Consider the following 2,712-nt stretch of genomic DNA (forward strand, 5'->3'; position numbering starts at 1 on the left):
GACCTGGATGAGGGTGACATCGGCGATCATGACTCGGGCGGATCACGCCGCGAGAACGATGAAGCTATCCGACGCCGGCTTCGCACAAGGGCGCAACGGGCGATGCATCGGCGCTCCGAGACGGTTTTTCGCGGCGAAAGTCAGGGTTCCGTAATTCTACGGGCAGGACAATTAACGCGGCTGAAGCAGCCGATCAGGCATGGCAAGGGATCACACGGAAGGTTCTGCGCACTCATGAATTGGCCTGGGGATCCCGCGACCTCGAAGCGCGCTGTCGATGGCAGTCCGCTGGGTGCATTCTTCCTGTGGCTGGGTGGCTTCGGCGCCATCGAGGGCCTCGACGACGAAGCGCTGACCGAACGCGATCGCCGCCGCATCCGCGCGCGGCAGATCGATGCCGTGGCGCGCCTCGTGCCGGTGACCATCGGCATCAACTTCGCCAATGCCGCCATCATTCTCGGCGTGTTCTGGAACACCGTCTCCAATCTCTTCCTGACCGCGTGGGGGACTGCGATCATCGTGTCCGGCGGCATGGCGCTGCGTGGCTGGTGGCGCGCCCGCAAGTCGCGGCCGCAGGAGGCATCGGAGCGCGCCATCAGCCGGATGACGCTGCAGGCGTTCTTCCTCTCGGCGGTCTGGGGATCGCTGCCGCTCATCGTGATGCCGCAGGTCGATCCGCATCTGCAGATCATCGTCGGCTCGTTGATGACGGGCATGATCTCAGGCGGCGCGTTCGCGATGTCGAGCGTGCCGCGGGCGGGCCTGGTCTACACCTGGACACTGATGCTGTGCTCGGTGGTCTCGCTGTTCCTGTGTGGCGGCACCACCTTCGTCGTGCTCGTCGTGTTTCTGCTGCTCTACACCTCGTTCATGGTGCGCCATCTGGTGTCGCACGGCAACGTGTTCCTCGAGAACCTGAAGGCGCAGATCCGCCATGAGCGTCAGAACGAAACCATCTCGCTGCTGCTGAAGGAATTCCAGGAGAACGCCGCGAGCTGGCTGTGGCAGACCGACGCCGAGGGGCGCCTGATCGACGCGCCGCAGCGTTTCGCCGACGTGGCCCAGCTTCCGCTCGATCAGCTCAAGGGCGAGCGTCTGATCGACACGTTGAAATATCTGTGCCCGACCGATACGGCGACGCTGAAGACCCTCGCCGACCGCATGGCGCAGCGGCTGTCGATTCCGGAAATCCTGATCCATGTCGTGGTCGCCGGCGGCGAGCGCAGGCGGTGGGCGCTGACGGCGCGGCCGGCGCGCGACTACGAAGGCAAGTTCGCGGGTTATCGCGGCTTCGGCCGCGACGTCACCGAGCGCTGGCGCGCCGAGCAGGCGGAGGCCGAGAGCAGGGCGAAGTCCGACTTCCTGGCGATGATGAGCCACGAGATCCGCACCCCGATGAACGGCGTGCTCGGCCTCGCCTCGACCCTGCTGGAGACCAAGCTCGACGACGAGCAGCGTCATGCGGTCATGACGATCCGCGAGTCCGGCGACAATCTGCAGCGCATCCTCAACGACATTCTCGACCTGTCGAAGCTCAACGCCGGCAAGCTCGAATTCGAGACGGTCGACTTTTCGCCCGCGGCGCTGGTCGAGGCGGTCACCGCCATCATGGGCGTCAATGCGAAATCCAAGAGCCTGCTGGTCAATGCCGACATCGATCCGAAGCTGCCGCCGTCGCTGAAGGGCGACGTCGCGCGCATTCGCCAGGTGCTGATCAATCTGGCGTCCAACGCCGTCAAGTTCACCGAACGCGGCGGCGTGACCATCGCGGTCGCCTGCCGCACGCGCGACGACAACAAGGCGACGATCGAGTGGCGCGTCTCCGACACCGGCATCGGCATCCCCGCCGACCGCGTCGGCAAGCTGTTCACCGATTTCGCGCAGGCTGACGCCTCGATCAACCGCCGCTTCGGCGGCACCGGGCTCGGCCTTGCGATCTCACGGCGCATCATCGAGCAGATGGGCGGGTCGATCGCGGTGTCCTCGGTGCAGGGCGAGGGCTCGACCTTCCGCTTCAGCCTGACCCTGCCTTGGAGCGACAAGCAGATCTCCGATCAGCGCGGCGACCGCGTCGGCGCCGGTGATCTCAAGGCGCGCATCGAGGCGCTGGGCCGTCCGCTGCGCGTGCTGATCGCCGAGGACGACGCCACCAACCGGATGGTGGTGTCGAAGATGCTGCAGGAGTTCGCGGTCGACAAATGCATCGTGCCGGACGGCCTGCAGGCGGTGAACGCCGCCTCCGAGCAGGAGTTCGACCTGGTGCTGATGGACGTCCGCATGCCGGAGATGGACGGCATCACCGCGACGCGGACGATTCGTGCGAAGGGCGGTCGGCTGGCCGAGCTGCCGATCATCGCGTTGACGGCGAACGCCTTCCCCGACGACATCAAGCAGTGCCGCGAGGCGGGGATGAGCGATTTCCTCGCCAAGCCCTTGCGCAAGCCGGCGATGGTCGCGGCGATGCTGAAGGCGATCGGCACGCCCGGGCCGAGCGTCGAATCGCCGGCGCTGGCGCCCGACGAGACGCCGGCGGCGACCGCGGAGGCCTGACGCGGAGGAGGAGAGCACGAACGGAATCAGCCCATCTCGACGTCTGCACCAGCCGTCATTCCTCACCCCAAGCCGTCATTCCGGGGCAATCGTCCCATGCAGCCGCGCCGCGGCTGTATGGGACGATTGAACCGGGAATCCCGAAATGGCTGGAAAAGAACC

General features: G+C 66.1%; 1 protein-coding gene. It reads left to right on the plus strand.

Annotated elements, in window-relative coordinates; translation table 11 throughout:
- Positions 1-234 precede the first annotated feature (234 nt).
- Positions 235-2,550 carry an ATP-binding protein gene (locus BRAS3809_RS05790; RefSeq protein ID WP_008961164.1) on the plus strand — a complete coding sequence of 772 codons (2,316 nt, stop codon included), beginning with the start codon at positions 235-237 and terminating at the stop codon, positions 2,548-2,550.
- Positions 2,551-2,712: the final 162 nt, after the last annotated feature.

Origin of the sequence: Bradyrhizobium sp. STM 3809 (genome assembly GCF_000239795.1) — a bacterium.
Lineage (GTDB): Bacteria > Pseudomonadota > Alphaproteobacteria > Rhizobiales > Xanthobacteraceae > Bradyrhizobium.

Excerpts from the sequence above, each read along its gene's own strand:
- BRAS3809_RS05790 (WP_008961164.1), top strand. The coding sequence starts at position 235 with ATGAATTGGCCTGGGGATCCCGCGACCTCGAAGCGCGCTGTCGATGGC.